Raw genomic sequence first — 16253 nt, forward strand, 5'->3', positions numbered from 1 at the left:
GGACCGCCTGGAGCCACAGGAAGGAATGGACACCGTGACACGACCCAGGATCCTGGTGGTGGGCGCAGGCTTCGCCGGTGTGGCGTGCGTGCGCCGGCTGGAGCGCAGGCTCGCCCCCGAGGAGGCCGACCTCACGCTGGTGACGCCGTTCTCCTACCAGCTCTACCTGCCGTTGCTCCCCCAGGTCGCCTCCGGGGTGCTGACCCCGCAGTCGATCGCCCTCTCCCTGCGCCGCAGCGAGAAGTACCGCACCCGGATCATCCCGGGCGGGGCCATCGGCGTGGACCTGAGGTCCAAGGTCTGCGTCGTCCGCACCATCACCGACGAGATCGTCAACCAGCCCTACGACTACATCGTGCTCGCCCCCGGCAGCATCACCCGCACCTTCGACATCCCGGGGCTGACCGACCACGCGTTCGGGATGAAGACGCTGGCCGAGGCCGCCTACCTCCGTGACCACGTCATCTCCCAGCTCGACCTCGCCGACGCCAGCCACGATCCGGCCGAGCGGGCCTCGCGGCTGCAGTTCGTGGTGGTCGGCGGCGGCTACGCGGGGACCGAGACCGCGGCCTGCCTGCAGCGGCTGACGCACGCCGCCGTCAGGCGCTACCCGCGGCTGGACCCCGGCCTGATCAAGTGGCATCTGATCGACATCGCCCCGAAGCTCATGCCCGAGCTGGGCGAGAAGCTCGGACGCAGCGCGCAGGAGGTCCTGACGCGCCGCGGCATCGAGATCTCCCTGGGCGTGTCCATCGCGAAGGCGGGCCCCGAGGAGGTCACCTTCACCAACGGCCGGGTGGTCCCCACCCGCACCCTGATCTGGACCGCCGGGGTCGTCGCCAGCCCGCTCATCGCCACGCTCGGCGCGGAGACCGTCAGGGGCCGGCTCGCGGTCAACGCGGACATGTGCCTGCCGGGCCACGACGGGGTGTTCGCGCTCGGCGACGCCGCGGCGGTGCCCGACGAGGCCAAGGGCGACGGCGCGGTGTGCCCGCCGACCGCGCAGCACGCCCTGCGGCAGGGCAGGCAGGTGGCCGACAACGTCATCGCGACGCTGCGCGGCCAGCCGATGCGGCCCTACCACCACAAGGACCTCGGACTGGTGGTGGACCTCGGCGGCACCGACGCGGTCTCCAAGCCGCTCGGCCTGGAACTGCGCGGCCTGCCCGCCCAGGCGGTGGCCCGCGGCTACCACTTCGCGGCGCTGCGCACCAACGTCGCCAAGGTCCGGGTGGCGACCAACTGGCTGCTGAACGCGGTCGCCGGTGACGATTTCGTCCGCACCGGCTTCCAGGCGCGCAAGCCGGCCAAACTGCACGACTTCGAGTACACGGACGCGTACCTGACGCCGGAGCAGGTCCGGGCGCACGTCGAGGAAGCGGGCCGGGCGGTGCGGTGACGCGGCCCGTGGACGGCCGCCCGCGTCCTGCGGGACCGGCCTTCGGACCGACGCCCGCGGCGGGAGAGAGCACGGCGGCGTGAAAGCGGCGGGACGCCCGGTGCGGGCACGGCTGCGGGACCGCCTCGCGGCGTCCGACCCCGGGCTGCTGCGGCTGACCGCCGGACTGCGCACGGTGGGCGCCATCGCGCTGACCCTGGCCGTGCTCGCCGCGCTGGGCTTCGGGATCACCCGTCTGGTGACGGGGGCCATGGCGGCGATGGTCGCCACCTTCTCCGTCCGGGAGAGGCAGCGCGCCGCCCAGGCCGTCACGCTGGCCCTCGGGCTGCCGGTGGCGCTCGCGTCCGTGTCGCTGGGCGCGGTGCTCAGCGAGCGGGTCGTGGCCGGTGACGCCTTCGCCGTCGTCCTCGTCTTCTGCGCGGTCTACGGCCGCCGGTTCGGCGACCGCGGGACCGCGCTCGGCCTGATCGGCTTCCAGCTCTACTTCGTGTCCCTGTTCGTCGGCGCCTCCGCCGCGGAGCTGCCCGATCTGTGGGTGGCCCTGACCGTCGCCTTCGCGTGCAGTGCCGTGGTGCGGTTCGCCGTCGTCCCCGTGGCGCCCGCCGGTCTGCTCGCGCGGCTGCGCCAGGCCTTCCGGGCCCGGCTGGCCCAGCTCGTCTCCGCGCAGCTCGCGCTGCTCGACGCCGGCCCGGACGAGGTGGACAAGGCGCTGGAGGACGTGCGCACGGGTACCTCCCGGCTGCACGAGACGGCTCTGATGATCCAGACGCGGCTGGAGGAGGGCACACCGGACGAGTCGGCGGCGCGGCTGGTGCAGCGCCGGATCGCGGACGCCGAGATCGCCGCCGAGCGGCTCGGCCTGCTCCTGCTGTCCGCCCGCAGCGCCGAACGGGCGGACACCCTCACCCTGCACCTGCCCGGCGCGTCCGCCCCGGAGGTCGGCCGGCTGCCCGGGCCGGAGGAGGCCACCGCCCTGCTGCGCCGCGACCTGCTCGCGCTGCGCGCGCTCGTGCTGCGCACCGGGGCGCCCGGGGTGGCCGTGGCCCAGATGCGCAACCGGCTGCTCGGCTACCGGGACGAGGAGAACCTGCCGGCCACGACGCCGGCCGTACGGGACGTGTTCCGGGCCGTCGGCGAGGCCGCCCGCGCCGTCATGGGGCTGCGCATCGCTCTGGACGGCCCGCAGGACGAATCGGACGACACCCCGGCGACGGCCCGCTCCCGGGAGGAGCTGGACGCCGAGGACGCCGCCATCGACGCGGGCGAGGAGACCGAGCCGGCCGAGCTGCCGAAGGGGCTGCAGCGGCCCACCACGCGCGCCGCCGTGCAGATCGCCGTGGGCTCGACGCTGGCCATCGTCGGCGGCGAGCTGCTGTCCGCGGACCGCTGGTACTGGGCCGTGCTCACCTGCTGGATCGTCTTCCTCAACACCGCCTCGACCGGCGAGATCCTGGTCAAGGGCTACCGGCGGCTGCTGGGCACGCTGTTCGGCGTCGTCGCCGGCATCGCGCTGGCCGCTCTGGTGGGCCGGCACACCTGGACGGCGTTCGCCCTGGTGCTGGTGCTGATCTTCGTGATGTTCTACGCGGCACCGCTGTCCTACACGCTGACGTCGTTCTTCGCCACCGCGATGCTCGGGCTGCTCTACACCCTGCTGCACACCTACAGCTGGGAGGTGCTGGTCCTGCGCCTGGAGGAGACGGCGCTGGGCGCGGCCTGCGGGGTCGTCGCGGCGGCGCTGGTGCTGCCGGTGCGCACCGACCGGCGGACGAACGAGCTGCTGGTCACCGCGCTGGAGCGGCTCTCCGAGGTCACCGAGGCCGCCGTCGGGCAGCTCAGCGGCGGGCCCGCGGAGGACCTGCTGGACAAGGCGCGGGAACTGGACCAGGCGCTGGGCGACCTGCGGGGCGCCACCCAGCCGCTGACCCACCCGGTCACCCCGCTGCGGGCCCGGCGCGCCACCGCCCGGTACGTCGTGGCGCTGCTGGAGACCTGTGCCTACCACGCGCGGGCGCTGGCGGCGACGGCCGAGCTGCTGCCGGCCCATCCCGCGATCGCCGCGGACCCCCGGCTGCGCGGGGCGGCGGGGCGCACCGTGCGCAACATCGGGACGATCGCGGCCCGCGTCGCCGACGAGGAGGTCACCGCGGCGGTCGGGACGGGGCCCAGCATCGCCTCGCTGCTGGGCGGTCCCGACGGCGACGCCGCCGCGCGCTACGGCCGGATCACCGGCCGGGTGCTGCGGCACCTGGAGCGGCTGGACGAGGCCGTGGTGGGCCTCGCCCGGCCGCTGGGCATCCCGGTGGCGGCGCCGGAGCGGTGAGGGGCGGCCTCCGGCGGGTCAGAAGTCGGTGGGCAGTCCGCTGGCCTCGGCGATGCCGCGCAGTTCCTCGTTCTGCCGGTGCCGGTCCCTGATGTAGTCGGCGATCTCGCCGAGACGGGACGGGTCGGCGGCGGTGGCCGCGTCGGTGACCACCCTGACCGGTCCCGTCTCGTCGACCTCCAGCTCGACCACCTCGTTGTCCAGGCGGCCGGTGACGGCGGTGGCGATGACGAGGGCGGCCTCGTCGCGGACCTCCTGGGGCAGTTCGTCGTCCCCGCCGTCCAGTGCGACGTCCAGGCCGGACAGGCGGTGCTCCTCGATCGCCTGGAGGACCGGCTCCACCACACGGAGCAGAAGCCGGTAGTCCTCGGTGTCCATCCGGACGCGCAGGAGGTCGAGGTAGACGTCCACGGGCCGGCCTTCCGGGGGGATCTCGGATTCGCTCATCCACTCCGTGTTCCCCGCACGCGGCCGGTCAGACCCGCCGCCATCGGGCCAGGGCGAAGGAGAAGACCCCGAACAGCACCAGTCCCGCGGAGACGCAGACCAGCAGCCACGGGCCGAGCGGGGTGCCGGCGAAGCTGCGGAGGGTGTCGTCCAGGCCCTTGGCCCGGTCGGGCTCGTAGGCGATCGCCGCGCGGACGATGAAGGCGCCGGCCGCGGCGAACACCAGGCCGCGGGCCGCGCCGCCGCCCACGCCGGTCACGTCGACCAGCCGGCGGGCCCGGGGGCTCAGCTCGCCGAACTTCAGCTTGTCGTGGTACTTGCGCCGGACCGCCTGGACGCCGATCCACACGCCGACACCGACGATGACGGCTCCGCCCAGGCCCACCAGCCACTGTCCGGCGGGCAGCTCCATGGCCCGGGCGGTGAGGTCCCGGGACTGCCGGTCGCTCGATCCGCTCCCCTTGCCCCGGTCCACGGCGAAAGCCAGCACCGAGGAGGCGACGAACGCGTAGAACACGCAGCGCGCGACCGCGAGCAGCCGCTTGCGCGCGCTGCGGCCGTCCTTGCCGACCGCCCCGAAGAGCGCCTCGGTCAGCCGCCACAGGGCCATACCGACGAGTCCGACGCCCAGCGCCCACAGCAGCGCCGCGCCGAACGGCTTGTCGGCGAGTTCGGCCAGGGCGCCGCCGCGGTCCGCCTGCCGTCGTCCGTCGCCGAAGGCGATCCGCAGCGCCAGCACACCGACCAGCAGGTAGATCACCCCCCGGGCGGTGAGTCCCGCCCGCGCGGCACCCTCCCTGACCGAGCCGTTCGCCGCCCGTCGGGCGCCGGCCCGCCCCCTCCATGTCATTGCACGCGTGTTCATCCGACCTCCTGGTCCCCGGATGCCCCGGCTTCGGCCGCGCACACGCGGTCGGAACGGCGAGGCGGCCGAGACGCGCGTCGACCGTCCTCACCCGTGCGGGTGAGGACGGTCGACGCGCGTGCCGGCGGGCCTACACGGGGGCCGGGGCGCCGGCCGGCTCGGCGGTGTCCCGCCGGCGGCGCCCGGCCGACGGCACGAGCGCGTCCGGCCCGGGGTGCGGGGCGGGAACCGTTGTCGGGGCGGCCGCCAGCCAGCGGTGCGCGGTCCTCAGGGCGTCCTCCACGTCACGGGTGCCGGTCGACACGCACAGGGTGTACGCCAGGTCGCTCAGGCGCGGGTCGGCGGCGTCCGGTCCGGGCACGGCCCGGGCCGGACGCAGGGCCTCGTACTCCTCGACGAGCCGGCGCAGCACGGTGGGGTGGGGCTTCAGCATCTGTCTCGCTCTCTGGTCCGGGGCGGGCGCGTTCACGCCGTCGCCGAATGTCCGCCGGTGCCGCGACGGCCCGTGCGCTGTCCCATCGCCTCCGCGCGCACCCGGGCGCAGCTGCGGCTGATGAGACGGGAGACGTGCATCTGGGAGATGCCCAGCCGGTCGGCGATGCGGCTCTGGGTCATGTCCTCGAAGAAACGCATGTAGAGGATGGCCCGCTCGCGCTCCGGCAGGCGGCGCAGGCCTTCCTTGGCGGACTCGCGGTCCACCACGATGTCGTAGGACGCGTCGGAGGCGCCGAGGGTGTCGGCGAGGCTGTAGCCGTCGTCGTCGGACGACAGTTCGGCGTCCAGCGACAGGGTGCTGAAACTCTCCAGCGCCTCCATCCCGGCACTGACCTCCTCCTCGGTCAGCCCGGTGTGGGCCGCGATGTCCGCCACGGAGGGCTCGGGGCTGCCCGGGTTCTGGGTGAGCTCGCGCCGGGCCACCCGCACCTTGTTGCGCAGTTCCTGCACGCGGCGGGGCACGCGCAGGGCCCACATCCGGTCCCGGAAGTGCCGCTTGACCTCTCCGGTGATGGTGGGGACGGCGTAGCTCTCGAAGGCTCCGCGACTCGGGTCGAACCGGTCGATGGCCTTCACCAGTCCCAGTGCGGCCACCTGGCGCAGGTCCTCGACGGACTCGCCCCGGTCGCGGAAGCGGCCGGCGATGCGGTGGGCCATGGGCAGCCACGCGGTGACGAGCTCGTCACGCACGGCGTCCCGCTCGGGGCCGTCCTCCAGGTCGGCCAGCCGGGCGAAGAGGGCGGTGGTGTCGGGGGCGTCGTCGTGCCGCCTGCGGGGCGCGGCGGTCGTCGTGCGGGGGGTACCGGGACGGGGGGTGGACGTGTCAATGAGCATGCGGTTTCGCTCCCGAACGGTGGTTTCAGGGTTCTACCGCGGGGCGGTCGCTGCCGGGACGCCCGGAGGGTCCGCAGCAGGCATACCGCTCCCGCTGGCGCGCCTCCGGTCCGAAGCACGCACTCCGATTGCCCTGCCGCCGGTGGAACAAACTCCGCTTCGTCCCGCAATCTGCGAGGGGCCCCGGCCGACGCTCGGGGCGGCCTCAGTACAGGGGCACCACGGCGGTGATGCACTTGCCGCCCGCGGGAAGGTCGGACACCCGGATGTCGCGGGACAACCGGCAGACGATGGGCCAGCCGTGGCCGCCGGGCCGACGGCGCCCCTGCGGATCGGTCACCGGCAGGGAGACGGGCAGTCGGTCGCTGCGGTCGCTCACCGACAGACGCACTCCGGGGCCGCTGACGTCGACCTGGAAGTCGGTGACGCCGCCCCCGTGCAGGATCGCGTTGGTGGTGAGCTCGGAGGCGACGAGCAGCACGTCCGCCAGGGCGTGGGTGTCGCAGGGCGTGCGGGTGGCGCGGCAGCGCTCGGACACGGCCCGCTCGACGGCCTCGCGCACCTCGGCGGGCCGGCGCGGGCGGGACGGTCCGGCCCGGCGCGCGCCGGGCGGTTCGAAGACGGGTTCGGTCATGTGCTCCTCACACATCCTGTGGCTCCCTGGGATGGCGAAACTCGATGGGAAGGAGGTCGGCCCCTGGTCGGCGGACGCGGCGGCCGGATCGGACGTCCGGCCGCCGGCGGGGTGCGCGGGCGGTCTCCGTGTCCCGTCCGCGGTCGCGGGGGTGGTCCCCGTCTTCGAACGCCGCGGGTCTCCTGTTCCGGCTCACCTGTCCCGGTACGGACAAACCTCTCATCCTGTTCCCGGCGGACCTCTCGCCCGTTTCCCGAACGCCTGCCATCCGAACGGCGCACAGGGGTACGCGGAGTGCATGACCGATGTGGTGGACTCCGACGAACTGCTGCGGCGCATCCAGCGGGCGCGGGCCTGCGCGGCGCGGGAGGAGCAGGCCTGGCGTGCCAGGGGTGACGAGGCCGGACGGACGGATCCGGGCGCGGCGCGCGACGCCGACGTGCACAGGACGGCCTACGAGGTCGTGCTGCGGGTGCTGGACGAGATCCTGACGCCGGGCAAGCACCCGGCACAGGGCTGACCGGGCGGTCGCGCGGGGCGCCGGGGCCGGGCCGATTGGCGCGGACGGCGCCGGGCACCCGGGACGCATGACTGTCGATCACGGCCGGGCACCGGTTCTGGAAGCTCTGGAGGACTATCACCGCAAGGGACGGCTGGGTTTTTCGCCGCCGGGGCACAAGCAGGCCCGCGGTGCCGACCCCGGGGTGCGCGCGGTGCTCGGGGACGCCGTGTTCCTGGGCGACGTACTGGCCTCGGGCGGTCTGGACGACCGGCTCACCCGGGGGCAGGTGCTGGAGCGGGCCCAGGAGCTGATGGCCGACGCGGTGCACGCGGACCACACCTTCTTCAGCACCTGCGGCAGTTCGCTGTCGGTGAAGGCGGCGATGCTGTCGGTCGCGGGGCCGCACGAGAAGCTGCTGATCGGGCGTGACGCCCACAAGTCGGTGGTGGCGGGGCTGATCCTGTCCGGGATCGAGCCCGTGTGGGTGGAACCGCGCTGGGACGCGGAGCGGCACCTCGCGCATCCGCCGTCGGCCGAGGAGTTCGAACGGGCCTTCGACGCCCACCCCCAGGCGCGCGGCGCGCTGGTCACCAGTCCGACGCCGTACGGCTCCTGCGCGGACCTGCGGGCGATCGCCGAGGTGTGTCACCGGCGTTCGCGTCCGCTGATCGTGGACGAGGCGTGGGGCGCGCACCTGCCCTTCCACCCCGATCTACCGTCCTGGGCGATGGACGCGGGTGCCGACATCTGCGTGACCAGCATCCACAAGATGGGCAGCGGCCTGGAGCAGGGTTCCGTCTTCCACCTGCGGGGCGACCTGGTGACGCCGGCGCTGCTGGGGATGCGCGCGGACCTGCTGGACACCACCAGCCCGTCGGTGCTGATCCACGCGGGGCTGGACGGCTGGCGGCGGCAGATGGCGCTGCGCGGCAAGGAGCTGCTGGGTGCCACGCTCGACCTCGCGGCCGACGTCCGGGCCGCCGTCGAGGAGATCGACGGGATGCACGTCGACGGCCGGGACGACTTCTGCGGCCCCGGTCTCGCGGACGACTTCGACCCGCTGCCCTGCGTCATCGAGCTCGACGGCCTCGGGATCACGGGGTACCGGGCGGCGGACTGGCTGCGCGAGCACCGGAGCATCGACGCGCACCTCGTCGACCACCGCCGCATCGGGATGCAGATCACCCTCGGCGACGACCGGGAGACGACCGGCGAACTGCTCTCGGCGCTGCGGGACCTGGCGCGGGCCGCGCGGGACCTGCCCGGGGCGCCGCGGGTGGCGGTGCCGTCCCCCGGCGAGCTGCGGATGGAGCAGGCCCTGCTGCCGCGGGACGCGTTCTTCGGGCCGGCCGAGGACGTGCCGGTGGGTGAGGCCGCCGGACGGGTCGCGGCGGAGATGATTACGCCGTATCCGCCCGGGATCCCGGCCGTCCTGCCGGGCGAGCGGCTCACCGAACCGGTGCTGCGCTACCTGCGCACGGGGCTGGCCGGCGGCATGAACCTCCCGGACCCGACGGACCCCGCCCTGGAGACGGTCCGGGTCGTCGCCGGGGGCACGGGGTGACGCCGGAGTGAAACGGGTCACCCGGCCCGTCCCCGGTTCCGCGGAACCCCCGGAGATGGTTTATCGTTCATCCATACGTGGTGACGGAGTCGACGGTCCGGTCCTCCGTGCGCCACCTCTTACGGCCCTGGCTGGTTTCCCCCGTCCAGCCAGGGCTTCTTCATGCCCGGCGGCGGAAACTTCCGTCCGCCGAGGTGCTCCGCGCGGCGTCAGCGGCTGAAATGGGCGTAGGGAAAGCAGCGGAACCTACGCCCGGCGAGGAGTCCCGTCCCATGACCAAAGCGATCAAACTCCTGACCGCCCTCCCTCCTCCGCAGCGGCAGCGTCTGATGGCGCTCGCCCGGGAGGTGTCGTTCCCCGAGGACGCCCGGATCTTCGAGTCGGGAGGCACCGCCGACCGCTTCTGGGTCATCCGCTCCGGCGCGGTCTCGCTGGACCAACGGGTGAGCGCCCTGCACCGGGTGACGGTGGCCGGCCTCGGCGCGGGCGACCTGCTGGGCTGGTCCTGGCTGTTCCCGCCCCACCAGTGGGACTTCGGCGCCGTGGCCTTCAGCCCGGTGCGCGCCTACGAGTTCGACGCGGCGGCCGTGCTCCGGCTGTGCGACGAGGATCCGCGGCTCGGACTGACGCTGGTGCGCGGGGTCGCCGAGATCCTCGCCCACCGGCTGGAGATGACCCGGGGGCAGCTGATGGAGCAGTACACGATGCACCGGCGGAGCGTGCCGTAGCCCGGCCTCACACCCGGTGGCGGCGCAGCGCCGGCACCGCGGCGGCCAGGGCGAGCATCACGACGACGACCAGGATCCCGCCGCCGGCCACGGCCGCCCGGGGGCCGAAGGCCGAGCCCGCGGTGCCGTGCAGGACGTCGGCGAGCCGGGGGCCGCCCGCCACGACGACGGTGAAGACGCCCTGCATCCGGCCGCGCATCTCGTCGGTCGCGGCGGACAGCAGGATCGCCCCGCGGAACACCATCGAGACCATGTCGGCGACCCCGGCGACGGCGAGGAAGGCCACCGCGAGCCACAGGCTGTCGCTCAGCCCGAACCCCGTGACGGCGGCGCCCCAGACCACCACCGACCCGATGACCATCCAGCCGTGCCGGCGGGCCCGGGAGTACGTGCCGGAGAACAGCCCGCCGACCACCGCGCCGACGGGGATCGCGGCGAACAGCAGCCCCAGCGCGAAGCCCTCGCCGTACGGGGCGAAGGTCTCGGAGGCGAGCTGTGGGAACAGCGCGCGGGGCATGCCGAGGACCATGGCGACGATGTCGGCGAGGAAGGACAGCAGCAGCACGGTGTGCCCGGAGATGTAGCGGAACCCCTCCGCGATCTCCCGGAGGCCCGCGCGGCGCGCCACCGTCGCGGTGAGCGGCGGCAGGGCGGGCAGGCGGTACACGGCCCACACCGTGACGCACAGGGCCAGGGCGTCGACGAGGTACAGCTCGGGCAGGCCGACGACGGGGATGAGCGCACCGGCGAGCAGCGGCCCGGCCACCTGGCCGGTCTGCATGACGGTGGAGCCGAGGGCATTGGCGGCGGGCAGCTCGTCCTCGGGGACCAGGCGGGCGATGCTCGCGCTGCGCGCCGGCGCGTTCAGCCCCCAGAAGGCCTGCTGCAGCGCGAGCAGGGCCATCAGCACGGCCACGGACTCCAGCCCGGTGACCGCCTGGACCCAGAACAGCAGGGAGGTGACGGCGATCCCGGTGTTGGTGATCAGCAGCAGCGTGCGGCGGTCCACGCTGTCGGCGACCGCCCCGCCCCACAGCGCGAAGACGATCAGCGGCAGCAGTCCGGCCAGGCTCGCGGCGCCGACCCAGGCGGAGGATCCGGTGATGTCGTAGATCTGCTTGGGCACGGCGACCGCGGTGAGCTGGCTGCCGACCGCCGTGACGGCGGTGGACGCCCACAGCCGGCGGTAGGCCGGGCGGCGCAGGGGGCGGGTGTCCATCGCCCAGCGGCGCCGTCCGCGGCGCGCGGGTGCCGGTGACGCCGGGTCGTCCGGCCGGGGTTCGGTACTGCTCTCGCTGGTGTCCACGACCGCCCTGGTTGGTGCGTACATCTTCTTGGTCGGGGCTCAGTGTCGCAGCACCGGGGATCCCCCGTCCCCTGGGATCCCCCGCGTCCCCCGTTCCCCGGGCCGGCTCAGCTCCCGGCGAGGAGGGTGACGCCGAGGACGATCATGGTGGTGGCGACCAGGGCGTCCAGGACGCGCCAGGCGGCCGGCCGGGCCAGGAAGCGGCTCAGCAGGCGGGCGCCGAACCCGAGCGCGGCGAACCAGCAGACGCTGGCCAGGACCGCGCCGAGGCCGAAGGTCCAGCGCAGCGGGCCGTGGTCGGCGGCGACCGAGCCCAGCAGGAACACCGTGTCGAGGTAGACGTGCGGGTTGAGCCAGGTCATCGCGAGACAGGTGAGCACGGCCCGGCGGCGCGACCGCGCCGATTCGCCCTCCGTCTCCAGCCCGGCCCCGCTCGGCCGGACGACCCGGCGGGCGGCCAGGGCGCCGTAGCCGAGCAGGAACGCGCCGCCGATCCAGCCGACCGCGGTCAGCGCGCCGGGCCACGCCACGACCACCGCGCCGATACCGCCGACGCCCAGGGCGATCAGCGCCGCGTCGGAGAGCGCGCAGATGGCGACGACGGCGGGCACGGCCTCGCGGCGGACGCCCTGGCGCAGGACGAAGGCGTTCTGGGCGCCGATGGCGACGATCAGGGAGAGGCCGGTGCCGAAACCCGCGGCGGCGGTGGTCAGAGTGCTGGTCATGGCCAGGACGCTACGGGTGGTCCGGTGTGCAGTACAGCTAAAGATTCTTACGTACCCTTAGCTGCCGTGATGACTGATCTTCCCCTGGACCAGGTGCGGACGCTGCTCGCGGTGGTGGACGAGGGGACGTTCGACGCGGCCGCCGCCGCGCTCCACGTGACGCCCTCGGCGGTGAGCCAGCGGGTGAAGGCGCTGGAGCAGCGCACGGGGCGGGTGCTGCTGCTGCGCACCAGACCGGTGCGGCCGACCGAGTCGGGCGAGGTGCTGGTGCGGCTGGCCCGCCAGGTGGCCCGGCTGGAGCGGGACGCGTACGCCGAGCTGGGGCTGAGCGGGGCCGGGGAGCCGACCCGGGTGTCGGTGGCGGTGAACGCGGACTCGCTGGCGACCTGGTTCCTCGGGGCCCTGACCCGCGTGCCGCCCGAGGCACGGCTCTGCTTCGAGCTGCGCCGGGAGGACGAGTCCCACACCGCGGCCCTGCTGCGGGAGGGGACGGTGATGGCCGCGGTGACCTCCTCCCCGGACGCGGTGCCGGGCTGCTCCGTGCGGCACCTGGGGCGGATGCGCTACCTCCCCGTGGCGAACCCGGAGTTCGCCGCGCGGCACCTCACCGGGCCGCTCCCGGACGTGCTGCCGCGGGTGCCCGTGGTGGTGTTCGACCGGCGGGACGACTTCCAGGACGGCTTCGTCCGCCGGCTCACGCGCGGACGCGCCGAGGCGGGCCCGCGGCGTCACTACGTACCGACGTCCGAGGGATTCGCCGAGTCCGTCGCCGCGGGCCTGGGCTGGGGCATGCTTCCGGAGGCCCAGGCCGTCCCGCTCCTGAGCGCCGGCCGTCTCACGCTCTTCGCCCCGGGCCGCGAGGTCGACGTGTCCCTGTACTGGCAGCAGTGGCGGCTGGACTCCCCCGCCCTGGCGGCGGTGGCCGACGCGGTCGCGGCAGCGGCGGAGGAGGCCCTGCGGAGGTGAGGGCTCCGGTGCGGACCGGGCCGGATCAGGGCGCGTGCGGCCCGAGCCGGGCCGCGGCGCTGTCCAGGAGCATGTCCAGCGCCGTCGGGTAGGCGCTGGTGACCATCCGGGTGGCCAGCAGCGGGGCCGCTTCGGCGATGCGGGGGTGGGTGGCGGCGGGGAGGCGGGCGTAGGTCGAGCGCCACATGTCCTCGTCGGCGCGCCGCGCGGCGCCGGGCAGGGCCAGGGAGGCGGCGTCGAGGGCGGCGAAGGCCAGCGTGGTGTCGATGAAGGCGTGGTAGACGCGGACCGTCTCCGGCAGGGGGAAGCCGGCGGAGCGGAGCACGTCCAACACCGCCTCGTCGGCCGCCAGTTCGTTCGCGCGGCCGGAGACACGGCTCGCGGTGAGGACCGCCGCCTGCGGGTGGGACAGGTAGGCCGCGTGGATGCGCAGCCCGACGGCCCGCAGGTCGGCGCGCCACTGCCCCGTCGGTCGCCAGCCGCGCAGCGCCCGCCCGACGAGCGCGTCGCCGATGGCGAGGGTCAGCTCGTCCATGCCGCGGAAGTAGCGGTACAGGGTGCTCGGGTCGCAGTCCAGGGCGAGACCCAGACGGCGGGCGGTCAGTCCCGCGTTGCCGTGCTCGCGCAGCAGCCGCAGCGCGGCCTCGACGATCAGCGTCTCGGACAGGACGCGGCCGCTCTTCGTCGGCCTGCGCCGACGCCGCCGCTCCTCGGGGACCACACGCTTCGGCATCGCCGTTCCTCCCGCCGGGCCTTATGCCAACGCCATTGACCTTACGTCGGCGCGGGGCGTTGTATCTCCGGCCAGGGGCCCCGCATCACATCCGCCGTCCGTGAGGACGAAGAGGACGAAAGGGAGTGCTCGTCATGCGTGTACTGCTCGTGGGAGCGGGCGGAGTGGGGACCGCGATCACCCGGATCGCGGCCCGGCGGCCGTTCTTCGACCGGATGGTCGTGGCCGATCACGACCCGGCCCGGGCCGAGGCGGCGGTCGCGGCCCTCGGCGGGGGCGGCGCCCGCTTCCGCGCCGAGCGCGTGGACGCCGGCGACGAGGCGCAGGTGACGGCGCTGCTCGAGCGGCACGGCTGCGACGTCCTGCTCAACGCCACCGATCCCCGGTTCGTGATGCCGTTGTTCCGGGCCGCGCTCGGCACCGGTGCCACCTATGTCGACATGGCGATGTCCCTGTCCCGGCCGCATCCGGAGCGGCCGTACGAGGAGTGCGGGGTGAAGCTCGGCGACGAGCAGTTCGCGCAGGCCGACCGGTGGACCGGGGCGGGCGCGCTGGCCCTGGTCGGCATGGGCGTGGAGCCCGGCCTGTCGGACGTCTTCGCCCGGTACGCCGCCGACGAACTCTTCGACGGCATCGAGGAGATCGGCGTCCGCGACGGCGCGAACCTCACGGTGGACGGCTACGGCTTCGCGCCGTCCTTCAGCATCTGGACCACCATCGAGGAGTGCCTCAACCCGCCCGTGGTGTACGAGGCGGAACGCGGCTGGTTCACCACCGAACCCTTCAGCGAGCCGGAGGTCTTCGACTTCCCCGCGGGCATCGGCCCGGTGGAGTGCGTGAACGTCGAGCACGAGGAGGTGCTGCTCGTCCCGCGCTGGGTCGACGCGCGCCGCGTCACCTTCAAGTACGGTCTGGGCCGGGAGTTCATCGACACCCTCAGGACACTCCACCTGCTGGGCCTCGACCGCACCGAGCCGGTGACCGTGCCCGGCCCCGGGGGCCCGGTGGAGGTCTCCCCCCGGGACGTGGTCGCCGCCTGCCTGCCCGACCCGGCGGCGCTGGGCGACCGGATGCGCGGCAAGACCTGCGCCGGCACCTGGGTGCGGGGCGTGAAGGACGGGGCGCCACGGGAGGTGTACCTGTACCACGTGGTCGACAACGAGTGGTCCATGGCGGAGTACGGCTGTCAGGCCGTGGTGTGGCAGACCGCCGTCAACCCGGTCGTGGCCCTCGAACTGCTCGCCACGGGCGCCTGGTCCGGCACGGGCGTCCTCGGGCCGGAGGCGTTCCCCGCCCGGCCGTTCCTGGACCTGCTGACCGCCTACGGGTCGCCCTGGGGCATGCGCGAGCAGTGACGCGTCGCACCCGGTCCGCTGTTTCGCCGTCCGCCGACAGGTGACCCGAGGAGGAGCAAGGCACCCAAAGGGTGCGCAACCACTCCGATCGCAGGTGACTTTCGATGGACAACTGGCGGAATCGCGCGGCCTGCAGGACCGAGGACCCGGACCTCTTCTTCCCGATCGGCGCCTCCGGACCGGCCCTGCTGCAGACGGAGCAGGCCAAGGCGGTGTGCCGACGCTGTCCCGTCCGGGAGCAGTGCCTTCAGTGGGCGCTGGACACGGGGCAGTCCATCGGGGTGTGGGGCGGCACGAGCGAGACGGAACGGCGTGCGCTCAAGCGGCGCGCGGGCGCACGGCGCGGCTCCGGCTGACGCCCGCCCCCACCCCGGCGCGGCGGCGGCCGGCCCCCGGCCCTCCGGCGTTCAGCGGCCGGTCCGGCGCAGTGGCCCCCAGGGATGTTCCTGGCGGGCCACTTCCGTCTGCGCCTCGTCGATCACGCCGAGGTCGATCCAGCACAGCGGCCGGACATCGGTGACCAGCGGCTCGTTGTCGGGGCCGCGGCCGTTCTCCCGTCCCTTGAGCACCCAGGGGCGTACGCCGCGGCCCTTCTCGTGCGGCAGGTGCGCGTAGTCGTGCAGCCTGCGGGCCACCCACAGCCCCACCGACCGGTCCTGCCACCACTCCTCGACGTCGAGGGGATTGGCGGACAGCCCGGACATGGCCACGCCGGTGAGGTCGTCCTTGCTGGACACGGCCCGCAGGTCGGTCGCGGGTCCCCTGGACCAGCGCACGTACAGGCCCCGGTCGCGCTCGACCAGCGCGGTGAGCTCGGCGAGCGATTCCACGACCGGCAGATCGTCCGATGCGCTCATGGATGACCTCCCTCCAGACGTCAGGCGGACGTAGTACCCGCCCGGCGCGATCGGAATCTGACCGTCCGGCCGTGCGCGCCGAGGTCCGGCCCCGGGCGGTGTCCGCCGCGCCGGTCCCGGCCCGCGGCAGTACGCTCGCGGGACACCACCGGATGGGAGCGATCATGAGCGTGCGCGTGCGCCGTGTCCACGAACCGCCCGAGCCGGACGACGGGGTCCGCGTCCTGGTGGACCGGTTGTGGCCGCGCGGTCTGTCGAAGGACGCGGCGCGGGTGGACGAGTGGCCCAAGGGACTCACCCCCTCGACCGAGCTGCGCCGCTGGTACCACGCGGGCGAGGGGACGTACGAGGAGTTCCGCGAGCGCTACGAGGCGGAGCTGGCCGCTCCCGAGGCCGCCGGACTCCTGGACCGGGTGCGCGGACTCGCCGGGAAGGGCCCGGTCACCCTGCTGACCGCGGCGAAGAACCCGGACCGCAGCCACGCCGCGGTACTGGCCCGCCTCCTCGGGGACTGAGGGGC

General features: G+C 74.3%; 18 protein-coding genes. 9 read left to right on the plus strand and 9 right to left on the minus strand.

The window, feature by feature from the left end:
* The first annotated feature begins 25 nt into the window (after positions 1 to 25).
* Both FHS37_RS17675 and FHS37_RS17680 read left to right on the plus strand, forming a co-directional pair.
* The gene (locus FHS37_RS17675) at positions 26 to 1399 is read left to right on the plus strand and encodes an NAD(P)/FAD-dependent oxidoreductase (RefSeq protein WP_184822244.1); all 1374 of its coding nucleotides are present in this window, start codon (positions 26 to 28) and stop codon (positions 1397 to 1399) included.
* Between the two features lie 79 nt (positions 1400 to 1478).
* Positions 1479 to 3722 carry an FUSC family protein gene (locus FHS37_RS17680; RefSeq protein WP_184822246.1) on the plus strand — a complete coding sequence of 748 codons (2244 nt, stop codon included), beginning with the start codon at positions 1479 to 1481 and terminating at the stop codon, positions 3720 to 3722.
* Positions 3723 to 3740: 18 nt separating this feature from the next.
* On the opposite strand, the gene FHS37_RS17685 is transcribed toward FHS37_RS17680, so the two are convergent.
* The 5 genes from FHS37_RS17685 to FHS37_RS17705 form a co-directional block, all read right to left on the minus strand.
* Complete coding sequence (locus tag FHS37_RS17685; protein ID WP_184822248.1) at positions 3741 to 4169, minus strand: hypothetical protein; 429 nt, start codon at positions 4167 to 4169, stop codon at positions 3741 to 3743.
* A 28-nt stretch (positions 4170 to 4197) separates the two neighbouring features.
* Complete coding sequence (locus FHS37_RS17690) at positions 4198 to 5034, minus strand: DUF1206 domain-containing protein (protein WP_184822250.1); 837 nt, start codon at positions 5032 to 5034, stop codon at positions 4198 to 4200.
* Between the two features lie 130 nt (positions 5035 to 5164).
* Positions 5165 to 5467, minus strand: coding sequence for a DUF5133 domain-containing protein (locus FHS37_RS17695; RefSeq protein WP_184822252.1), 303 nt, complete (start codon positions 5465 to 5467; stop codon positions 5165 to 5167).
* Positions 5468 to 5499: 32 nt separating this feature from the next.
* Entirely contained in the window at positions 5500 to 6363 is an 864-nt protein-coding gene (locus FHS37_RS17700; RefSeq protein ID WP_184822253.1) for a SigB/SigF/SigG family RNA polymerase sigma factor, read from the minus strand.
* Positions 6364 to 6568: 205 nt separating this feature from the next.
* The gene (locus tag FHS37_RS17705) at positions 6569 to 7012 is read right to left on the minus strand and encodes an ATP-binding protein (RefSeq protein ID WP_184822255.1); all 444 of its coding nucleotides are present in this window, start codon (positions 7010 to 7012) and stop codon (positions 6569 to 6571) included.
* Between the two features lie 283 nt (positions 7013 to 7295).
* Here FHS37_RS17705 and FHS37_RS17710 point away from each other — a divergent pair, with 283 nt between their 5' ends.
* The 3 genes from FHS37_RS17710 (at position 7296) to FHS37_RS17720 (ending at position 9791) form a co-directional block, all read left to right on the plus strand.
* Positions 7296 to 7517, plus strand: coding sequence for a hypothetical protein (locus tag FHS37_RS17710; protein WP_184822257.1), 222 nt, complete (start codon positions 7296 to 7298; stop codon positions 7515 to 7517).
* Between the two features lie 67 nt (positions 7518 to 7584).
* Positions 7585 to 9063, plus strand: coding sequence for an aminotransferase class I/II-fold pyridoxal phosphate-dependent enzyme (locus FHS37_RS17715; RefSeq protein ID WP_184822259.1), 1479 nt, complete (start codon positions 7585 to 7587; stop codon positions 9061 to 9063).
* 272 nt (positions 9064 to 9335) lie between these two features.
* A complete protein-coding gene (locus tag FHS37_RS17720; RefSeq protein ID WP_184822261.1) occupies positions 9336 to 9791 on the plus strand; it encodes a cyclic nucleotide-binding domain-containing protein in 456 nt (151 codons plus the stop codon).
* Between the two features lie 7 nt (positions 9792 to 9798).
* Here FHS37_RS17720 and FHS37_RS17725 read toward each other — a convergent pair whose 3' ends face one another.
* Together FHS37_RS17725 and FHS37_RS17730 are read right to left on the minus strand one after the other, a co-directional pair.
* Positions 9799 to 11097: an MFS transporter gene (locus tag FHS37_RS17725; protein ID WP_373304227.1), complete on the minus strand. Its 1299-nt coding sequence runs from the start codon at positions 11095 to 11097 to the stop codon at positions 9799 to 9801.
* Between the two features lie 107 nt (positions 11098 to 11204).
* Positions 11205 to 11822, minus strand: coding sequence for a LysE/ArgO family amino acid transporter (locus tag FHS37_RS17730; protein ID WP_184822265.1), 618 nt, complete (start codon positions 11820 to 11822; stop codon positions 11205 to 11207).
* A 69-nt stretch (positions 11823 to 11891) separates the two neighbouring features.
* On the opposite strand from FHS37_RS17730, the gene FHS37_RS17735 reads away from it, so the two are divergent.
* Positions 11892 to 12788, plus strand: coding sequence for a LysR family transcriptional regulator ArgP (locus FHS37_RS17735; protein ID WP_184822266.1), 897 nt, complete (start codon positions 11892 to 11894; stop codon positions 12786 to 12788).
* Positions 12789 to 12813: 25 nt separating this feature from the next.
* Here FHS37_RS17735 and FHS37_RS17740 read toward each other — a convergent pair whose 3' ends face one another.
* The gene (locus tag FHS37_RS17740) at positions 12814 to 13521 is read right to left on the minus strand and encodes a TetR/AcrR family transcriptional regulator (RefSeq protein ID WP_184822268.1); all 708 of its coding nucleotides are present in this window, start codon (positions 13519 to 13521) and stop codon (positions 12814 to 12816) included.
* A gap of 134 nt (positions 13522 to 13655) precedes the next feature.
* On the opposite strand from FHS37_RS17740, the gene FHS37_RS17745 reads away from it, so the two are divergent.
* Together FHS37_RS17745 and FHS37_RS17750 are read left to right on the plus strand one after the other, a co-directional pair.
* Positions 13656 to 14876 carry a saccharopine dehydrogenase family protein gene (locus FHS37_RS17745; RefSeq protein ID WP_184822270.1) on the plus strand — a complete coding sequence of 407 codons (1221 nt, stop codon included), beginning with the start codon at positions 13656 to 13658 and terminating at the stop codon, positions 14874 to 14876.
* 104 nt (positions 14877 to 14980) lie between these two features.
* Positions 14981 to 15232, plus strand: coding sequence for a WhiB family transcriptional regulator (locus FHS37_RS17750; RefSeq protein ID WP_184822271.1), 252 nt, complete (start codon positions 14981 to 14983; stop codon positions 15230 to 15232).
* Between the two features lie 51 nt (positions 15233 to 15283).
* Here FHS37_RS17750 and FHS37_RS17755 read toward each other — a convergent pair whose 3' ends face one another.
* Positions 15284 to 15733 (minus strand): DUF6098 family protein, encoded by a 450-nt coding sequence (locus tag FHS37_RS17755; RefSeq protein ID WP_184822273.1) that lies wholly within the window; start codon positions 15731 to 15733, stop codon positions 15284 to 15286.
* Between the two features lie 164 nt (positions 15734 to 15897).
* Between FHS37_RS17755 and FHS37_RS17760 the strand changes: the two genes are divergently transcribed.
* Positions 15898 to 16248, plus strand: a complete 351-nt coding sequence (locus FHS37_RS17760) for a DUF488 domain-containing protein (protein WP_184822275.1) — start codon at positions 15898 to 15900, stop codon at positions 16246 to 16248.
* The last annotated feature ends 5 nt before the right edge of the window (positions 16249 to 16253 follow it).

Origin of the sequence: Streptomyces griseomycini, assembly GCF_014203535.1 — a bacterium.
In the GTDB taxonomy this organism is placed as follows: domain Bacteria; phylum Actinomycetota; class Actinomycetes; order Streptomycetales; family Streptomycetaceae; genus Streptomyces; species Streptomyces griseomycini.

Coding starts and splice junctions, on each gene's coding strand:
- FHS37_RS17675 (WP_184822244.1), top strand. CDS start 26: ATGGACACCGTGACACGACCCAGGATCCTGGTGGTGGGCGCAGGCTTC.
- FHS37_RS17685 (WP_184822248.1), bottom strand. CDS start 4,169: ATGAGCGAATCCGAGATCCCCCCGGAAGGCCGGCCCGTGGACGTCTAC.
- FHS37_RS17690 (WP_184822250.1), bottom strand. CDS start 5,034: ATGAACACGCGTGCAATGACATGGAGGGGGCGGGCCGGCGCCCGACGG.
- FHS37_RS17695 (WP_184822252.1), bottom strand. CDS start 5,467: ATGCTGAAGCCCCACCCCACCGTGCTGCGCCGGCTCGTCGAGGAGTAC.
- FHS37_RS17700 (WP_184822253.1), bottom strand. CDS start 6,363: ATGCTCATTGACACGTCCACCCCCCGTCCCGGTACCCCCCGCACGACG.
- FHS37_RS17705 (WP_184822255.1), bottom strand. CDS start 7,012: ATGTGTGAGGAGCACATGACCGAACCCGTCTTCGAACCGCCCGGCGCG.
- FHS37_RS17710 (WP_184822257.1), top strand. CDS start 7,296: ATGACCGATGTGGTGGACTCCGACGAACTGCTGCGGCGCATCCAGCGG.
- FHS37_RS17715 (WP_184822259.1), top strand. CDS start 7,585: ATGACTGTCGATCACGGCCGGGCACCGGTTCTGGAAGCTCTGGAGGAC.
- FHS37_RS17720 (WP_184822261.1), top strand. CDS start 9,336: ATGACCAAAGCGATCAAACTCCTGACCGCCCTCCCTCCTCCGCAGCGG.
- FHS37_RS17730 (WP_184822265.1), bottom strand. CDS start 11,822: ATGACCAGCACTCTGACCACCGCCGCCGCGGGTTTCGGCACCGGCCTC.
- FHS37_RS17735 (WP_184822266.1), top strand. CDS start 11,892: ATGACTGATCTTCCCCTGGACCAGGTGCGGACGCTGCTCGCGGTGGTG.
- FHS37_RS17740 (WP_184822268.1), bottom strand. CDS start 13,521: ATGCCGAAGCGTGTGGTCCCCGAGGAGCGGCGGCGTCGGCGCAGGCCG.
- FHS37_RS17745 (WP_184822270.1), top strand. CDS start 13,656: ATGCGTGTACTGCTCGTGGGAGCGGGCGGAGTGGGGACCGCGATCACC.
- FHS37_RS17750 (WP_184822271.1), top strand. CDS start 14,981: ATGGACAACTGGCGGAATCGCGCGGCCTGCAGGACCGAGGACCCGGAC.
- FHS37_RS17755 (WP_184822273.1), bottom strand. CDS start 15,733: ATGAGCGCATCGGACGATCTGCCGGTCGTGGAATCGCTCGCCGAGCTC.
- FHS37_RS17760 (WP_184822275.1), top strand. CDS start 15,898: ATGAGCGTGCGCGTGCGCCGTGTCCACGAACCGCCCGAGCCGGACGAC.